The following is an 18,090-nucleotide window of genomic DNA, read 5'->3' as shown; positions in this document are numbered from 1 at the left end:
TAATGAGTGAATCAACGGTTTATTATGATAAGATTTCAAAACAGGCACGTTCGAAAAAACGAGTGAAACGCAGCACGATTTATTTGATTTTGTTTTTGTTTACGATCGTTAATGCATATCCGATTTTTTGGATGATTATGAACTCCTTTAAAACAGGTCAGGAATTTTCCTTCGATCCGTTTGGTTTGCCTAACGACTGGGTGTTTGCCAACTATGTAGAAGCATGGGTAACCGCTAATATTGGCTCCTATTTCTTTAATAGTTTATTAGTCGGGATTGTCGCGTTACTGATTTGTATCATGGTAGGTGCATTTGCCTCGTACTTTTTAGCTCGTTTTCAATTTAAAGGAAGAAATATTTTATATGGTTTTTTTGTGATCGGTTTACTAGTGCCGATTCATGCGACATTGGTTCCGATGTTTATCTTAATGCAAAAGCTAGGATTTCTTAATACGCATTTGGCATTGATTTTCCCATATGTAGCATTTAATTTGCCAATTACGATTTTCTTATTAACAAGCTTTATGAGCTCGTTTCCAAAAGAGATTGAGGAGTCGGCGATTATGGATGGCTGTGGACCATTTCGAATTTTCTGGTCGATTATTTTACCGATGAGTCGTCCCGCATTAGCGACAGCGATTATCTTAAACTTTATTAATAACTGGAATGAATTCTCGTTTGCTTTAGTATTGATTAATGATGACGCCTTAAGCACATTGCCGTTAGGGCTGGCAAACTTTGCAGGCGAGTATACGACGAATTATACGGCACAAATGGCCGGGTTAACGCTCGTATTAATTCCAACGATTCTCTTTTATTTAGTGATGGAGAAACAAATTGTAAATGGCATGACACAAGGTGCTGTTAAAGGTTAAGAGGAGGAACATCGATGACAAAAACACTACTATTTTATGATGAGCAATTTCCATATGAGGGTGCAAGACCTACGAAAGAATGGCTCGAGCAGCTTGATGATACGATTGAGGTGGTAGGTGCCAATCAACTGGAGGAGGCTTTAACTGATCCTTCTTATAGTAGCTATGTCCATTTACATGGTCCCTATTTTCCGAAAAAAGCATGGCCGAGATTGTTGGCATTCTTCAAAAAGGGCAAAGGCTTGCTTCATATCGGAGGTGCTCCATTTCGCAACCCGGTTCATCTTTCTGAGCAGGGAGAGTGGAAGATAGAACGAGCACAAACAGCTTACCATCGCCAGTTGCAGATTCATGAAGTACTACCCGTTGATCCAGCGCCAATTGTGAAGCTACAAGCGGACAAAAAGATCCCATTGCTCGATGGAAAAGAACAGTTATTCTCGGTTGAACCGACACATAATTTGATTCTACATGTAACAAAACATAAAGATCGTCCAGAGGAAAATGGTTCAAGCGGCCCAATGGATGCCCATATCTATCCGCTTTTAAAAGGAATGTCCAAGGATGAACGGGAAGTTGCTGCACCAGCCGTTTTACTGGAAAACACGAAAGGTGATTTTGCTGGTGGCAGGTGGATTATGATTAACCAAACGATAGCGGAATCTTTTTGGCAAAAAGGCGGATTGGAAGCTTTGATGGAATGGTCTGATTTTGTTAAAAAAGCTGTAACCGAAATCTGGGTCAAGCCTAATTATGCCATGTATCAGCCGGGTGACCGTGCAACGATTACGATTCAAATCGAAGAAATCCGTAAGCAGTCAGCAAACTGGCAATTTGAGTTAGTCGTTACCAAGGAAACAGAGGTTGTCTGGACGGGGCGAGAAACGATTACAGCGACAGATGACCTGCAATTTCTTCAAGTGCCAATTGATGTCGCAATTGAAAAAGGTCAGTATCTAATCGAATGTCTTGCTACTTCAGAGTCAGGAGAAAAACGAATATTCACTCAGGGATTCTGGGGAAATGATCCTCACCTTTTACAAGAAGGGACTGTGATGGAAGCGGGTAGAGATTATTTTATGAAGGATGGCAGACCTTTTCCGATCGTAGGCCAAACCTATATGACGTCAGATGTGGCACGTAAATTTATTTTTATGCCAAACGTAGCGGTATGGGATCAGGATATGGCAACGATGAAAGAGGCAGGCATTAATTTGATTCGGACCGGTCTTTGGACAGGTTGGCGTCACCAAATGTTCATCGATGGACATCCGTCAGAAGATGTACTGCGTGCCATTGATGCTTTTCTGCTTACGGCCAAAAAATACGACATCGAAGTTACTTTTAACTTCTTTGCCTTTACACCGATTGCCTATGAAGGAGAAAATCCATATTTGGATCCTCGCAGTGTAAAAGCACAGAAACGCTTCATTCGTGCGCTTGTAGCGAGACACGCTAACACGACCAATGTACAATGGGATTTAATTAACGAACCGTCGATGTTTGATCCGAATCGTATTTTTCAAGGACCACGCTCTGCCCATGATCGCTTTGAACATACGGCCTTTGTAGAATGGCTTGAAGAAAGGCATGTATCGATCTCTGCCTTGCAAGAACGCTGGGATACGACGACAGAAGAATTACCGGACTTTGCGTCAGTATCATTACCTGAACAGGAAGAGATTAATTTTGATATAGAAGATATGAAGCAACCGAAAAAAGGTTTGCGCTGGCTCGACTATACGCTATTTACGATGGACATGCATAACAAATGGGCGAAGGAATTGAGTGATACGATCAAGTCACTGAATCCGAAACAGCTTGTTACTGTTGGTCAGGATGAAGCAATGTACAGTCAGCGTCCGACACCATTTTTCTATCAGGAAGTGGTTGATTATACGACCGTGCATTCATGGTGGTTAATGGATCAGTTAGTTTGGGATGGCATTTTCACTAAGACACCATATAAGCCAAACTTGATCCAGGAAACAGGCATGATGTATGTCGAAACCGCCGACAGTAAAGCAAAACGTTCTGAAGAGGAATTGCGCAATATTTTAGAGCGGAAATATGCGTACTCCTTTTCAACAGGTGGAGCGGGTGCGGTTCAATGGTTATGGAATACCAACTTTTACATGGATAATACCAATGAATCCAATATTGGCGCCTTGCGTGCAGATGGTACGCAGAAGCCGGAAGCAGACGTCTCCTATGATTTTGGACGATTTATCGGAGCGATTCGTGATCTGTTTGACGAGCGTCAGTTAGAGGATGTCGCGGTTATTTTTCCGTACTCGAATGATTTTTCAAATCGAAAATTCGCTTTTGATGCGACCACTGCTTTAACAAGGGTGCTAGCTTATCAAATGAATGTCCCTTTCCGCGCAATGGGAGAGTATCATCTAGAAGCTTTGGAAGAACAGCCAGCTAAATTAGTGATCGTACCTAGTGCTCATAATTTTAGTAAGGAAGCAAGAGAGAAAATAGTCAATTATGTTAAAGTGTCAGGTGCTACCTTATTATGGACGGGACCGATTGGGCTTGATGCATATTGGGAACATTCGCAGCCGTTAACAGACGAACTAGGAGACTATCATTTGTCTAATGTAGTTCGCGAAGAGTTACTTACCATTGATGGTGACGAATACCCGGTGTCATTCGGTGATCGTCGAATTGGAGAAATAAATAAAGAAGTAGTTTTAGGGCAAAAGGATGGTAGTTTAATCGAGGTACAATTGGGTGAAGGAACATTACTATGGTCTCCGCTCCCAGTGGAATTAAATGAACGGACAGATGTATTAACGGATTTATATCGGAAAGCATTAAAGCATGCCGCTGTTGAAGAAGATTTGCGATGGATCGAAGGTGGTAACCTGCCAGGCATTTATGGAAGAAAGTTAAGCTTCCGTGATGGGTATCTGTATACCTTTGTTTCGGAATTTGTAAAGGATACAACGATAAAAATACAAGATGCTGCAACTGAGCAGGTTTATCAATTTACATTGAAGAAGGAGCGGTCTGTATTATTTGCGACAGATAAACAAGGTAGGGTTAAGGCGTCCTATCGTGATCAGAATATCATGATTTGACGCACTCTAGTACTGAAAAATTCCTCCATATATATTAGGAAATGAAGCATAGAAATGACTCTATGCTTCATTTTTTATTTATAATGAGGTTACTTTTATAAAAATGGTAGTTTGTTGTTGGAAAGAAAATAAAACGTTTCTTAATTAGAAAATATCGTATAAAATGAAATATATAGAAAATGTGTCGATTGTGGGGGTTTTATGTCAGAAACTGTTAGTAATACTAAACAAGCTTTAATAAATCAAGAGAAAAAAGCTACCATATTATTTTTAATTCTCTTCTATATTTTTACCTGGGGTTATGATTTTTATGATCACTACATAATGCGAGAAATGAAGGATTATGGACAAGTTGGGTTAATAGAGGGTAGCTTAGGAATTATTCCTTATCTCATTCATCTCGGTTTACTATTCGTAGCTTTATATTGTTTTAAGAAAGATAAACCGCATCTTATTAAATATATTTACATTATTGTTTATATTGTAGTTGTTATGATTAATGATGTAATGATCTTCTTATCAAGTAATGATATTAATTATAATTATCAGAGTGGAAATATTATTGAGGTTTTACTCGTCCTATTTTCCCCTATTTTTGTTAATAAGACCTATTTTTGGATTGTTTCGTTAGGAATGGTTTTTAAATATGCGTTTGCCGGAATGGTAACAGGTCAAATGGAGAATGTGTTAACACCAATCATGTTAATTATTATTCTAGCTATGGTTGCCTATTTGTTATTAACACGTACTATATCGTATATTACAGCTATTAAGAGTGCTTATGAAGAGTTGCAAAAGTCTGAAAGGTTAGCTGTGGTAGGTGAAATGGCAGCTGGTGTAGCACATGAGATAAAAAATCCATTAGCTTCTGTAAAAGGCCTTCTAGAGTTGCAACAAACGGACAAAAGTTCTGCTGGCCGATACACGCCGATAATCCTTGATGAGGTTAATAGGATAGATACGATTGTAAATGATTTAATGATTCTTGGGAAACCAAAGTCTCAGAATTTTGCTTTAGAAAATGTCCGAAATATTTTAGATTACGTTCTAGAATTATTAAAACCTTTAGCTGCAAAAAATAATATTAATCTAATCACAAAAGTTGAAGGTGACCTTCCAAATATTTATTGTGATGAAACCAAAATAAAACAAGTCTTTATCAATCTCTTAAAAAATGCAATTGAAGCGATGGAAAAAGGTGGATTCATCACTGTTGCAGCAAACCTTTTTAAGAATAACATAGTAATCGAAATAATTGATCAAGGCGGAGGAATACCAAAGGAGAAATTACCTAAGGTTGGTGAACCTTTTTATACAACGAAAGAAGCAGGAACAGGCTTAGGGTTAATGGTGAGCTTCAAAATAATTCAGGAACATGAAGGACAAATTTCAATAGATAGTGAGGTTGATAGTGGAACTAGTGTAACCGTCGTGTTACCAGCAAATTAGTTGGGCAAAGAAGAGAATTAGAAAAAAGAATATGAACTAACTTTTAACGACGCTAATTGCCTGTATAAAAAGGAACTTCCGAAACAATCGGGAGTTCCTTTTTAGCATGATAATTATATTCACTTTTCCGAGGAAAACTTCTCTCAACAGTAAACTGTAAACAAATAGTTCAGCTGAAATTTAACTTTGTATGGTTGCATTCAAAGTTTTTTCTCCCTTGCCTTGTCTGCCTCTTGTTAATGAAAAGACTGCACAAAGTAAGGAGATAATAACAAGTGCACCACCATACCAAGCAATATAGGAAACAGATCCGGTTTGACTTAATACAATGCCACCAAATCCCGATCCAAAGGAAATACCGATTTGTAAGGCAGAGTTATTAAAGCTTTGCTGAATGTCAGATGTAGCAGGATCGGTTTCAATCAAATAGCTCTGTTGCGGTGGAGCTAAACTCCAACTTAATGCTGCCCAAACCATCATAATCGGTATAAATACAATCAGTGAAAAAGTAGTGACTGGTACTAAGAATAGCACAATGGCAAATAACACAATTACCGTAAGAATGCTTTTATGCGTGCCAATCGAATCGGAAAGGGCTCCCCCGAATGCTCCGCCACTTACTGCTGCAATCCCGAATAATAAATAACAAATGCTGATCCATGCGGAATTCAGCTGAAGCTCTGTTTCTAAAAATGGAGTGAAGTATGCATAAAGTGTATAATGCCCTGCTAACATAAACATTGTTGCGAGATGGGCACTTCCTAATTTAAGACTACCTACTGCTTTTAATTGTTTGGTAAGTGGAATTGCATTTCCTCCGGGAACTAGCTCTAAATAGATAGAAATAAGAATAAAGGAACCAATCGATAAAACAGCAATCCCTAGAAAAATCACGCGCCAGCCAAATGCATCGGAGACTAAAATGCCCAGTGGCACGCCTAAAACAAGTGACGAACTAATACCCATGTAAATGAGGCCGAGTGCCTTTGCTCGGTGTTGCGGTGAAACAATCTTGGCAGCGATCGTTAATGAAAGTACAACAATAAGTGCTGTACTCATAGCGGTCAAAACCCTGGCAATCATCATAAAGGTAAAATTCGGACTGAAGTAAGTCAGGATATTCCCGATAAAGAAAATAAATAAGGAAATGAGATATAACTTTTTTCGCTCTATTTTGCTAGTGAGCACTAATAACACAGGGCCAGAGATGGCATACACAAGTGCAAAAACTGTGATCAGTTGCCCAGCAGAGCTTATTGTGATATTTAAATCATTGGCGATCGTTGGGAGTATTCCTCCGACAATTAGTTCTACGAGTCCAACGGCGACCGTTGATAATGCTAGTATAAAAACTTTTAAATTCATCGTATTTACGTCCTTTCTAAATAAAAAATCCTGATTACAAAAAATGAACAGTTCATTTTCTGTAATCAGGATTTTTTGGTTCCTGGTAGAGACCCTCAAGCCATATTCTGAGGTTATACAGGTAAGTATAAAATTTTTTTTTGAATACTTTGAATAGTTTACTAACAATCAGCGGATTTGGCAAGTGTTAAATTTTAGAAATATTATATGTACACATTTGTATCTTAATGTGCAAAAGATAATAAAAAATTAAATTTTTCATGAAAAAAAATGAAATATGTTGAAATAAAAGGTTCTCAAAAGTGAATTTTATGAAAAAAAATGAGTATATATTTAATAAAAATGAATAAAAATGAAAAAATATGATAAAAAGTGTTGATTTTCGAAAATCAACATGCTAGAATTTCATTTGAAAGCAGTTACAAATTAAATTGGTAGGGGTTGAGACAAATGAAGCTTGCATCTAGGATCAACTCGATACTTCCTTCAGTAAATGGAGATATACTAAAGGCATTAGATAAACTAGCTAATGTAGAAGGTATCACAAGTGTCGATTTGAATTACCCAGAACATTTTGAACAGTACAGTGTGAAAGAAATTGAAAGAAAAATAAAAGAACTGAATTTAGAAGTTAATGGACTCGCATTACGTTTCAGAAAACATTTTTTGAATGGTGAGTTAGGAAACAGCAATCAAAGCATATCCGAAGATGCGAAAACACTATGCCTTGAAGCGGTTGATACATGTAGAGCATTAGAGGGCAAAGTGATAACCGTATGGTTAGGTTTTGATGGTTTTGATTATCCATTTCAAATGAATTATGAACAAACATGGCAACAAGTAAAAGAATATTTGCAGCAAGTAGCAGATTATGCACCCGAACTAAAAATAAGTATCGAATATAAACCATATCAAGAAAGATCTTATGCATTAATTGATAGTATAGGTACAACAATGCTTATGGTTAAAGAGATTGATCGTAAGAACGTAGGTGTAACAGTCGATTATTGTCATATGTTAATGAAAAGGGAAAATCCTGCATACGGGATGAATATTGCTCAAGTAAGAGGAAAGTTATTTGGAGTACACCTAAATGATGGATATGGTACACATGATGATGGCCTTATGTTAGGTACAGTTTCTCTCATGCAAACACTCGAATTTCTTTATTATTTAAAGAAAGAGGATTATAAGCAAGTGATTTATTTTGATACATTCCCAATAAGAGAAGAGCCAATTGCGGAAATTACTCAAAATGTGAAGATGATTAAACAGTTAGATCGATTATTGGACAATGTAGGAATGGATTATATACAAGAAGTTATTTCTCAAAATAATGCGATTGATGTCAATGAGTTATTTTTAAAATGTCTAAAAGGGGAAGAAGTCGAGAATTTAAGAGTGTAGTATCTTAAATTCTTGAGTTGATTGAAAGCGATTTATTAAAAAAGAGGAGGCAATAAAATGGTTAAAATGAAAAGAAGTCTAATGGTATTATTTTTATTATGTATCTTTTTCACACTGGTAGCTTGTAGCAGTGCGAGTAACTCAAGTAACAGTGAAGGTGAAGAAGGATCTGGTGAAAATACTGGATTTAATCCAGATGAGGCAGATGGTCAAACTGTTGATGAGGTTCGTTCGGATTTAGGACCCGTCCCAGTTACCTCTGACAGTATTCAATTAGGAGCTGTAGCAAAAGCGTTCGAGAATGAATATTGGAGAACGTTAAAGGAAGGTATGGAAACAGGTGCAAGTAAATTTAATGAGGCAGGATTTGACTTAACAATTGATGTGAAGTCACCTCAAGGTGAAGCTGATGAGGAGGGTCAATTAGCAATTGTACGAGACATGATCAACAAGGAATATACAGCATTATTATTATCACCTATCTCTGATAGTAATTTAGTTCCAGGAGTGGAAGATGCTTTAGAAGCTGATATTCCTGTACTTAATGTGAATGACGGTATCATTGAAGAAGCACCATCTTTCGTCGGTCCAAAAGCTAGTGAAAATGGTGAAAGAGCTGCTGAATGGATTGCTGAACAAATCAATTCTGAGGGAAAAGTGGCGATTGTAGTAGGTATGCCGAAAGCTTTCGCTGCAAGACAACGTACACTTGGTTTTGAAACTTGGATTGCAGATAATGCTCCTGATATGGAGATTGCAGAAAAACAAAATGCTGATTGGGATCGATCGAAAGCAAAAGATATTGCAGAGACATGGATTAAGAAACATGATGATTTAAAAGCAATATTTGCAAACAATGATACGATGGCTCTTGGAGTTCAAGAGGCTGTGAACGCATCTGGTAAAGACATTCTAGTTGTGGGGGTAGACGGCATTGGTGAAGCGTATGATTCGATCCGAGCTGGTGAGCTTGATGCGACAATTGATTCTTTTCCATTATATAAAGGCCAAATTGCTATAGAGATGGCGTTAAGAAATTTGGGAGGGCAAGAATTACCTCGTGTTATCTGGACACCACAAGCATTAATTGATGCAACCAATGTAGATACACCAGCTGAAGAAATAATTGGTTGGTCAGAAGCAGAATTAGAATAATAGGATAAATAAACTTTCACTTGCCAAATTATTACTGTAGTCGGATCGTAAAATTGATTCGACTATAGTATCTACAAAAGGGGGAAATTCGAAAATGAGAGAACACAATGAGCCGATTATTCAATTTCAGAATGTGACGAAGGTTTTCCCTGGTGTCAAAGCGCTAGAAGAAGTAAGTTTTGAGGTAAAAAAAGGTGAGATCCATGCTCTTTTAGGGGAAAACGGTGCTGGAAAGTCAACATTATTAAACATCCTTCATGGTGTATACACAGAATATGAAGGAAGTGTCCGATTAAAAAAAAATATTGCACAATTCAAAAGTGCTAATGATGCGATTGAGCAAGGTATTTCGAAAGTGCACCAAGAAGTTAGTATTATTCCAGAAATAACAGTTGGCCAGAATATTGTACTCGGTTATGAACCAAAAAGGGGCTTTTTAATCGATTATAAGACATTGCACGAGAAAGCAAATCATATACTGTCACGATTAAACTGTAACTTCAAAAGTGAAGATATGGCTAATACTTTAAGTACGGGCGAGATGCAAATGGTCGCAATTGCAAAGGCTATATATCATAAGGCGGAAGTTATCTCTTTTGATGAGCCTACAGCATCTTTATCAACCAAAGAAACAAAGGCATTATTTAAAATTATTAATGAATTAAAAAATGATGGGATGACTATTATTTATGTGAGCCATAGATTAGAAGAAATATTTGAAATATGTGATCGTGCATCGATTTTAAGAGATGGCAAATTTGTCGATTCATTATCTGTTAGTGATATCACAAAAGAAGAATTAATTAAGAAAATGGTAGGAAGAGATGTTTCTTCTTTTGCAGTTCGTAATAAGCAAGGTTTGGTCAAAGATGATGAGGTTGTTTTAGAAGTAGAAAATTTAACGTTGTCAAACGTTTTTGAGAATATATCTTTTCAATTGAAAAAAGGCGAAATTCTAGGATTTTCTGGTTTAGTAGGATCCAAACGAACAGATGTCTTACGAACAGTCTTTGGTGCAGAGAAAAAAACAAGTGGTTCCATCAAGCTGAATGGTAAAGAAGTAAATATTGCGTCTCCAGAGAAAGCTGTGCAATTGGGGATCGGTTTAATTCCAGAGAACAGAAAGACACAAGGATTTGTTAAATACTTTGATAATGCAAATAATATAGGATTAACAAAATTAGAAAAGTTTACAAAATTTGGTCTTCTTCAGCATAACAAAAAAACTAAAAATTGTGAACATTATGTAAATGAGATTAATTTACGACCAGTTGACCCACATTATATGACCGTTAATTTAAGTGGTGGGAACCAACAGAAAGTTGTTATCTCGAAATGGTTATCGTCCGATGCAGAAGTATTGATCCTTGACGAACCAACAAAAGGTGTTGATGTTGGTGCCAAAGCGGAGATTTATAGGGTGTTGGAAGAGTTACTTGAAAAAGGAAAATCAATTATTATCATTTCTTCAGAGTTGCCGGAAGTACTCGGAATGTCGGATCGAATTATCGTGATGAGAGAAGGAAAGAAAGTAAAAGAATTAGACAACAAACAATTGACAGAAGAAGATATACTTCAATATGCTATGGGGGTAAACAATCATGAGAGCAAAATTGGCTAGTCGTGAATTATATTTGATTATTGCGATTTTATTAATGGTCGTCGTTTTTTCAATTATTGAACCAATTTATTTGAGTTCCGGAAATTTACTAGATGTTGTTGACCAAACAGTTATTAATGGTTTGCTTGCATTAGGTATCACATATGCGATTGTTACGGGTGGTATTGACTTATCAGTAGGTTCAACATTCGCAATTGTCATTGTAATTGTAGGTGATTTGTTAGTTAGAGGTGTCCATCCAGTTATTGCACTAATAGTAGGGATTGGTCTTGGGTTAATTTTGGGAATTGTCAACGGGATATTGATTACAAAATTGAACTTGCAGCCGTTTATAGTTACGCTAGGTACGATGAGTGCATATAGAGGTATTGCTTATGTGTATACAGGTGGTTGGCCGGTGCTTGATATTCCCGATAGTTTTAGAAGTATGCTATCAGGAGATATAGTTAGTGGTGTGTCGATTTCAATAGTTGTTTTACTAGCTTTTACTGTATTCGGACATATTGTGTTAAAATATACTAAATTTGGGACATATATATATTCGATTGGTGGAAATGAGGAGGCAACAAAGCTTTCTGGTGTTAATGTGGACAAAACGAAGATTTGGGCTTATGCATTATGTGGTGTAGGTGCTGCACTTGCTGGTATGGTATTATTAGCTCGTCTAGGATCAGGAGAGCCTGCAGCAGGACAAACATATGAGCTGAATGCAATTGCAGCAGCGGCAATTGGCGGTGCAAGCTTAGCTGGTGGTAAAGGGAATATGATTAGTACACTTTTAGGTGCATTGTTATTATCTACATTAAAAGTTGGACTTGTTGTTGTCGGTGTAGATACATTCTGGCAATATATCGCTACAGGGGCTATTATAGTAATTGCAGCGTATTTTGAGAATATTCAAGATAAACTAAAGAAAGTCAAAATTACTAAGAATAACAACAATGCTAAGGTGGCGAGTTAAAAATGGACCGTAGAACAGTAGTAATTGGAAGTATCAATTATGATATAATTATAAAACAAGATCGGTTACCGAAAATTGGAGAAACAATTTCTGCAAATAGTGTATCCATGTCTGGTGGGGGAAAAGGTGCCAACCAAGCTGTTCAATGTGCTAAATTAGGATTAGATACCCATATGATAGGAAAAGTTGGTAACGATCATTTCGGAGATGAGCTATTAAATGGCTTGGAGAAATATCATGTCCATACAAATTTTATTAAGAAAGCTGATACGAATTCAGGTTTAGGATTTGTCAATTCATTCCCTGATGGCAGACTACTATCTACTATTGAAAAAGGTGCTAATTACAAACTTCAGATCAAAGATATTCAAGATGCAGTATCAATAATTAAAGAGGCATCCATTGTGGTGATCCAGTTAGAAATTCCAATCAAAGTAGCGGAATATGCGATTCAATTAGGTAAAAAACATGGGTGTTATATCATTTTAAATGCTGCTCCTAGTGTTCCTATATCTGCAGATGTATTGAAACTTGTAGATTGCTTCGTCGTAAATGAAGCGGAAGCAAGCTATTATGCGGGAACAGAAATTGAAACAGCTGAGCAAGCATTAGCAGCCAGTGATCTATTGCAAAACATGGTTGCGCATCTTGTTTGCATTACATTAGGAGAAAAAGGTAGTGTTCTATTTGATGGGAAGGAAAAACAATATTTCCCTGCTGAAAAAGTAGACGTAATAGAGACGACAGGTGCTGGTGATTCCTATATAGGTGGGATAGCCTACAGCGTATTAAATAACTTCTTGATAAATGAAATGGGCAAATTCGCATCAAAAGTAAGTTCGAAAACCGTAACGAATATAGGTGCACATGAAGCAATGCCTTCATTAGAAGAAGTAATTATGTAAATCATAGTCAATGGAGAGGTTATACAATGATTCCATATATACGACAAAAGAAAATAATCGAAGCATTGGAAGAGAAAGAAATAATTTATATTGAGGAATTCTTGGATACTTTTCATGATATTTCTGAGTCGACACTTAGACGTGACCTTAAACTTCTAGAAGAAGAAGGACAAATCATTTTACTTAGAGGTGGCGGAGCAAAGCTTAAAGTAAATGCATTAGAATTACCAGTCGGCACGAAAAAATTTCTATATAAAAATGAAAAAGAAAAAATTGCTCGATTCGCTGCCTCTTTTGTCAAAAACGAAGAGGTTATATACATTGACTCTGGAACTACTTGTTTAGGGATCGCTAAATACATTAAAGCAAAGGATGTAAAAATAGTTACATCGAACATCCAAGTATTAAATGAGTTAGATAACCCCAATATTTCTGATTGTATAATTATCGGAGGAGAGGTCAATAGAGATCTTGATTCGGTCAGTGGCCCATTAACCGACGCAACTCTTAAAAATTTGTTCTTCGACAAATCATTTGTTGGTACTACAGGATTCGGAATAAGAGAAGGAATTAATACCCCTGATTTCAGAGAAGCAAGTAAAAAAACAATTATCAATAGTAATTCGAAGAAGTGCTATATAGTAGCAGATAGCTCGAAAAATAAAAAAAGTTCTCTATGTAAAGCCTTTGAATTGAATAAGTGTACGTTAATTACGGATAAAAAGATCGAAGAATTGGACGGGCAAGTTGAATATTATGTTGCAGAGTAGCTAAATTATTGCGACGATAAAAACATTTGTTGAGGTAATTACAAAAAAGATGGACAGTGTGACAGAGCTTTTTTAGATCCAGTATATTATGTTTTCAGTATACAAGTCTCTCTTATAAGTATTAGGGTTAAATTTGCTTTAAAGTAAGAGTGTGATGTCATTTTAGTTGCGTTCTTCAAAATGATAAGGCTTTAAAGGAGTGTTTGCGACAAGTAATTACGTGTGGGCTCTAACACTTTACATACTTTTATTCTCAGGGATTTAAGCTAATCTCTTCGGATGCTTTAAACTTTTCTTGTTTTGTATATATTTTCTAAATGGAATGTGTGTTTTGACAACATTTACAATAGCGAAATAATCCCTACTATTTGCTAAATAGCCTAAAGGTGTTTATTTTTGTCATTAAATTCTATTATTGCGTGATAGTATCCAATTTTTTTATGTATGATCAATAATGAGGGCGATCTTCTCATTTCTTCGGATAAAAAGATTGAAAAATGGGCAATTTCTATCCGAAGAACCAATCTAATAGACAAAATTGCAAGTATAATCCAAAACCATCCATAAGAAACGTTTCTTATGGATGGTTTTTTCATTATTGGATATTAATGTATATAACAATGAGTATTATAGGCATAAAATTAAGTATAGTCATTTTTTTGTCTGTAATTAAAACGATGTAAACTTATCCTACATTTTAGTTACATTAAATCATACACAGAATCTTCGAAATAAAGCCAGTGAAAATATTCAATCTGAGCGTCTGTCATTTGATAAATTGCCTCTTCTGTAAATTTTTCTTTCGCTAACAAATTTATTGTTTTTTCATTTCTTTCTATTAGGCTCATTGGTGATCCTCCTAAATTTATGATTGTTTAAGTAAGCGATTTCATTTGTATACCTTAATTATACATCTGTAAATGAGATGATACAAATATCAAAATGAGAACAATCCATTCAAACTTATGCAGTTGTAGAATGTATGAAGAATTAGATTAACACGATTACATAAGAATATAGATCTAAGTAAAAAGAATTAGATAAAAGTATTCAAATTCTTCAGAAAATGACGAAATATATAGTAGAGGGTATTTTATCTTGAGGGGGAAATTATGTTTACATCTTTGAAAAAGCAAACCGTTAAAAAGAAATTAATGATAACATCATTGCTGTTATTAATTCTACCATTAGTTATTTTAGGCTATTTAACATTTAATCAAAGTCAACAATCATTAAATGAACTTGGGGAAACGAACCTGAAAAATAGTGTCGTGATGACACTGGAAATGATTGATGCTTTGAATAAAGAAGTAGAACAAGGGAATTTGGAACTAGAAGAAGCGCAAGAACAAGTGAAAGAATCAATATTAGGTGAAGTACAAGAAGATGGCACAAGACCTATTAACAGGGACATCGATATCGGAGAAAATGGTTATATTTTCATTACAGACGAAGAGGCAACCATGCTTGCGCACCCTAATTTAGAGGGAGATAACTTTTGGGAAGCACAGGATTCAGAAGGAAACTACTTTACTCAGGAATATACTGAAAAAGCGTTGAATGGTGGCGGTTATACCTATTACGAGTGGCCATTACCAAATGACGAAGACCGCTTAGAAGAAAAAGTAGTCTATTCCGCATATGACGAGAATTGGGGTTGGGTGATAAATTCTAGTACCTATTTAATGGATTTTAATGCGCCTGCAACCACGATTTTATATCAAATTATTGCGCTCACCGTCTTATTTGTCGTAATTGGTATCATTCTTATCTGGATCTTTTCTAATAGTATCACTAAACCACTTACACAAGTTACCAACAGGATGCGAGAATTGGCAAATGGCAATTTATCAAATGAACCAGTTGTTGTAAAGACGAAGGACGAATTAAACACACTAGCTACAGAGATGAATCAGATGCAGGACAATTTAAATGGAATCATTGCTAATATTGCCAATGCATCTCTTTCATTAAACCAGCAAAGTGATGCACTGAATCATTCGTCAAAAGAAGTGAAAGAAGGATCTGAACAGGTTACAACAACGATGCAAGAACTGGCTTCTGGTGCCGAGATTCAGGCAGAGCATGTCAATACTTTGTCAGGCATGATGGAGAACTTTAAAGAAATCGTGTCAGAAACAAATCAAGAAGGAATAAATGTTGGGAATGCTTCGATTGAAGTGTTAGATAAAGCAGAGTCAGGCAGTAATTTGATGCAATCTTCAGCCAATCAAATGCAAAGAATTGATGAAATTGTAAAAAATGCCGTAGATAAAGTAAGAAGTTTAGATTCACAGTCACAAGAAATTGGCAGACTAGTAGCCGTTATTCATGATATATCCGAACAAACCAATCTATTAGCATTAAATGCAGCGATTGAAGCAGCAAGAGCCGGTGAGGCAGGAAAAGGGTTTGCAGTAGTAGCTGACGAAGTGCGTAAATTAGCAGAACAGGTAGGCGAATCGGTATCAGACATCACTGGAATTGTATCAAGAATTCAGACTGAATCTACAGATGTTTCGAGCTCTCTTGAGGAAGGCTATCAAGAGGTAGAAAAAGGTACTTCACAAATCCTTACTACCCAAGAGACGTTTGCAGAGATTAACCATTCGGTAAAAACGATGACAGAACGCATGAAAAATGTCTCTAATAACTTGGAAAATGTGTCTGGTCGAACCGAAGAAATGAACGAATCGATTCAGGAAATTGCATCAACTTCTCAAGAATCTGCAGCGGGAATTGAAGAAACATCAGCTTCAGCAGAGCAATCAAGTAGCTCAATGGAGGAAGTCTCCAACCAAACAATGAAATTAACGCAATTATCAGCAGAACTGCAAAAAATTGTGCAGCGATTTCAGTTGAAGAAATAAGTGTAACGGCATGGATAAAAGAAAAATCCGAATGTTTTGCAAATTCTATGTTAGAATTTGTGATCATTCGGATTTTTTAAAGGAAGAAACGTAGAGCGTAAGTTAACCACATTTCTAGTAACACAGTATTTTTAAATGTTGCTTATCATTTATTAAAGCCATGGACGGTTACTTCTACCCGACGATTTTTCTGTCTACCTTCAGGATTATCAGAACCATCACTATTTGTATTTTTTGCAATTGGTTCCGAAGCACCTTTTCCTTCAGCTGTCATACGATTCTTTTCAACACCTTTATCTGCTAGTGCATTAAGAACAGCATTCGCACGGTTTTCTGACAGTTCAAGGTTATAGCTATCCTGGCCTTTGTTGTCTGTATGGCCAACGATTGTTACATCATCTTCGGTTGTATCTATCACTTGTGCGAGTTGCTCAATCGCTTCATCTGCTTCAGGACGTAATTCGTCTGAATCAAAATCAAACAAAATATCTTCTGGTAATGTTAATTTTGCGCCATCCGCAGTACCTACTGCATTAAACTCAGTTAATGTTTCCATCACTTCTTTTTCAAAACTAGAATCCATATCAATACGGCTTATTAAAAAAATAGATCCAATAGGTATCTCCGTTATGGTAAATTCTGATTGTATATTTAGTTCTTTTATGGAGAATTCCGAATTAGGTATATTTTGTTCATTCTCTGAATCGCTTTCTTCATTATCGATCTGGTCTTCATTTGCTGAATTGTTTTCATCGTTTGATGCAATAGGATCTTTCGATGATTCCGAATTATCTTCTTCTGCATTCGTACAAGCAGATAATAATACCACACATAAAATAAGAGGGAAAAAATGAGTCATCTTTTTAAAAATGGAATGCAATGAGGATACTCCTCTCCAAAAATAAATTAAATACTACCATTCGATCTGAATATCTTCAAAAGAAAATTTCAAACTTCTATCAGGATTAAATACTAAGGTTAAGGATGTGGCATCTTCCTGAATTCTCCCCGCAAAACTAACAGTTCCAGTAACTTTTTCTTGATCTTCAAGCTCTATTCTGTCTGAGTCTTCATCAGCAATATATCGATAGTCAAAACCTGTGTCATCCTCTAATGTGATACCACCTAAATTTTGACCTTTGGCTCTTCCGGCACTTGCTAGATATTGAGAATATCCGGTGAAATTTTCGGCATTAAAATCTACGGTAATATGATCTTCTTTAAAGTTGATTTGCTCAAGCGTAAAAGTAACACCTTCCTCGTGTTGAATTTGTTCATCTATCACAATGGTTTCCGGCAGTTCTTTGTTATTTGAAGAAGCACTGTCACTAGAAGAATCTGATTGCTCATCTTCTTCATTCGTTTGATCATTTGAACTATCATCTTCATTTACAGAGTCACTTCCATCATCGTTCTGTGTGCTATCAGTATTTGTCTCATTTTCTTCGTTCTCTGAATTGTTCTCTTGATTTTCATCTTCATTTGATTGGTTTGATTCCACTTCGTTATTTTCCGCATCATTATTACTGCTTTGGTTGCTGCATGCAACAGTAATAAATAATGTGAAAACAAATGTTAAAAATAATAGAATAATATTTTTACTCATAAAAAAGTCCTCCTCAA

The 18,090-nt window shown here is 36.2% G+C and carries 14 protein-coding genes and 1 riboswitch; of the genes, 10 read left to right on the top strand and 4 right to left on the bottom strand.

Translation table 11 applies throughout. The annotated features are described in order from the left end of the window. Window positions 1–2: 2 nt before the first annotated feature. The 3 genes from BN3107_RS18180 to BN3107_RS18170 all read left to right on the top strand — a co-directional run bounded on the left by BN3107_RS18180 (window position 3) and on the right by BN3107_RS18170 (window position 5,413). On the top strand, window positions 3–875 hold the full coding sequence (locus BN3107_RS18180; RefSeq protein WP_058309034.1) for a carbohydrate ABC transporter permease: 873 nt from the start codon (window positions 3–5) through the stop codon (window positions 873–875). 14 nt (window positions 876–889) lie between these two features. Continuing rightward, window positions 890–3,964 (top strand): beta-galactosidase, encoded by a 3,075-nt coding sequence (locus BN3107_RS18175; protein WP_058309033.1) that lies wholly within the window; start codon window positions 890–892, stop codon window positions 3,962–3,964. 201 nt (window positions 3,965–4,165) lie between these two features. Next, window positions 4,166–5,413, top strand: coding sequence for an ATP-binding protein (locus BN3107_RS18170; RefSeq protein WP_058309032.1), 1,248 nt, complete (start codon window positions 4,166–4,168; stop codon window positions 5,411–5,413). Window positions 5,414–5,593: 180 nt separating this feature from the next. Here BN3107_RS18170 and BN3107_RS18165 read toward each other — a convergent pair whose 3' ends face one another. Next, the gene (locus BN3107_RS18165; RefSeq protein ID WP_058309031.1) at window positions 5,594–6,778 is read right to left on the bottom strand and encodes an MFS transporter; all 1,185 of its coding nucleotides are present in this window, start codon (window positions 6,776–6,778) and stop codon (window positions 5,594–5,596) included. A 42-nt stretch (window positions 6,779–6,820) separates the two neighbouring features. Next, window positions 6,821–6,919: riboswitch (purine riboswitch) on the bottom strand. 309 nt (window positions 6,920–7,228) lie between these two features. Between BN3107_RS18165 and BN3107_RS18160 the strand changes: the two genes are divergently transcribed. The 6 genes from BN3107_RS18160 (at window position 7,229) to BN3107_RS18135 (ending at window position 13,597) form a co-directional block, all read left to right on the top strand. Then, the gene (locus BN3107_RS18160; protein ID WP_058309030.1) at window positions 7,229–8,185 is read left to right on the top strand and encodes a sugar phosphate isomerase/epimerase family protein; all 957 of its coding nucleotides are present in this window, start codon (window positions 7,229–7,231) and stop codon (window positions 8,183–8,185) included. A gap of 57 nt (window positions 8,186–8,242) precedes the next feature. Beyond that, window positions 8,243–9,340, top strand: coding sequence for a sugar ABC transporter substrate-binding protein (locus tag BN3107_RS18155; protein WP_231735412.1), 1,098 nt, complete (start codon window positions 8,243–8,245; stop codon window positions 9,338–9,340). A gap of 94 nt (window positions 9,341–9,434) precedes the next feature. Further along, window positions 9,435–10,961, top strand: coding sequence for a sugar ABC transporter ATP-binding protein (locus tag BN3107_RS18150; protein ID WP_058309029.1), 1,527 nt, complete (start codon window positions 9,435–9,437; stop codon window positions 10,959–10,961). After that, a complete protein-coding gene (locus BN3107_RS18145) occupies window positions 10,942–11,922 on the top strand; it encodes an ABC transporter permease (protein WP_058309028.1) in 981 nt (326 codons plus the stop codon). The genes BN3107_RS18150 and BN3107_RS18145 overlap by 20 nt, the downstream gene beginning before the upstream one ends. Window positions 11,923–11,924: 2 nt before the next feature. Further along, the gene (locus BN3107_RS18140; RefSeq protein WP_058309027.1) at window positions 11,925–12,827 is read left to right on the top strand and encodes a ribokinase; all 903 of its coding nucleotides are present in this window, start codon (window positions 11,925–11,927) and stop codon (window positions 12,825–12,827) included. A 26-nt stretch (window positions 12,828–12,853) separates the two neighbouring features. Further along, window positions 12,854–13,597, top strand: a complete 744-nt coding sequence (locus tag BN3107_RS18135) for a DeoR/GlpR family DNA-binding transcription regulator (RefSeq protein ID WP_058309026.1) — start codon at window positions 12,854–12,856, stop codon at window positions 13,595–13,597. A gap of 701 nt (window positions 13,598–14,298) precedes the next feature. Here BN3107_RS18135 and BN3107_RS20050 read toward each other — a convergent pair. Continuing rightward, entirely contained in the window at window positions 14,299–14,445 is a 147-nt protein-coding gene (locus BN3107_RS20050) for a hypothetical protein (protein WP_187371044.1), read from the bottom strand. Between the two features lie 264 nt (window positions 14,446–14,709). Here BN3107_RS20050 and BN3107_RS18130 point away from each other — a divergent pair, with 264 nt between their 5' ends. After that, on the top strand, window positions 14,710–16,467 hold the full coding sequence (locus BN3107_RS18130) for a methyl-accepting chemotaxis protein (protein ID WP_058309025.1): 1,758 nt from the start codon (window positions 14,710–14,712) through the stop codon (window positions 16,465–16,467). Between the two features lie 145 nt (window positions 16,468–16,612). On the opposite strand, the gene BN3107_RS18125 is transcribed toward BN3107_RS18130, so the two are convergent. Together BN3107_RS18125 and BN3107_RS18120 are read right to left on the bottom strand one after the other, a co-directional pair. Further along, entirely contained in the window at window positions 16,613–17,347 is a 735-nt protein-coding gene (locus BN3107_RS18125) for an OmpA family protein (RefSeq protein WP_058309024.1), read from the bottom strand. 33 nt (window positions 17,348–17,380) lie between these two features. Further along, window positions 17,381–18,073 (bottom strand): hypothetical protein, encoded by a 693-nt coding sequence (locus tag BN3107_RS18120; RefSeq protein ID WP_058309023.1) that lies wholly within the window; start codon window positions 18,071–18,073, stop codon window positions 17,381–17,383. Window positions 18,074–18,090: the final 17 nt, after the last annotated feature.

This window comes from Gracilibacillus massiliensis (assembly GCF_001458115.1).
GTDB classification, from domain to species: Bacteria; Bacillota; Bacilli; order Bacillales; family Amphibacillaceae; genus Gracilibacillus; species Gracilibacillus massiliensis.
The sequence above is the reverse complement of the archived record's forward strand: the minus strand, read 5'-3'. Positions and strand labels throughout refer to the sequence as shown.

Bases quoted from the DNA above. Each gene is read 5' to 3' on its own strand.
- BN3107_RS18180 (WP_058309034.1), top strand. From the start codon at position 3: ATGAGTGAATCAACGGTTTATTATGATAAGATTTCAAAACAGGCACGT.
- BN3107_RS18175 (WP_058309033.1), top strand. From the start codon at position 890: ATGACAAAAACACTACTATTTTATGATGAGCAATTTCCATATGAGGGT.
- BN3107_RS18170 (WP_058309032.1), top strand. From the start codon at position 4,166: ATGTCAGAAACTGTTAGTAATACTAAACAAGCTTTAATAAATCAAGAG.
- BN3107_RS18165 (WP_058309031.1), bottom strand. From the start codon at position 6,778: ATGAATTTAAAAGTTTTTATACTAGCATTATCAACGGTCGCCGTTGGA.
- BN3107_RS18160 (WP_058309030.1), top strand. From the start codon at position 7,229: ATGAAGCTTGCATCTAGGATCAACTCGATACTTCCTTCAGTAAATGGA.
- BN3107_RS18155 (WP_231735412.1), top strand. From the start codon at position 8,243: ATGGTTAAAATGAAAAGAAGTCTAATGGTATTATTTTTATTATGTATC.
- BN3107_RS18150 (WP_058309029.1), top strand. From the start codon at position 9,435: ATGAGAGAACACAATGAGCCGATTATTCAATTTCAGAATGTGACGAAG.
- BN3107_RS18145 (WP_058309028.1), top strand. From the start codon at position 10,942: ATGAGAGCAAAATTGGCTAGTCGTGAATTATATTTGATTATTGCGATT.
- BN3107_RS18140 (WP_058309027.1), top strand. From the start codon at position 11,925: ATGGACCGTAGAACAGTAGTAATTGGAAGTATCAATTATGATATAATT.
- BN3107_RS18135 (WP_058309026.1), top strand. From the start codon at position 12,854: ATGATTCCATATATACGACAAAAGAAAATAATCGAAGCATTGGAAGAG.
- BN3107_RS20050 (WP_187371044.1), bottom strand. From the start codon at position 14,445: ATGAGCCTAATAGAAAGAAATGAAAAAACAATAAATTTGTTAGCGAAA.
- BN3107_RS18130 (WP_058309025.1), top strand. From the start codon at position 14,710: ATGTTTACATCTTTGAAAAAGCAAACCGTTAAAAAGAAATTAATGATA.
- BN3107_RS18120 (WP_058309023.1), bottom strand. From the start codon at position 18,073: ATGAGTAAAAATATTATTCTATTATTTTTAACATTTGTTTTCACATTA.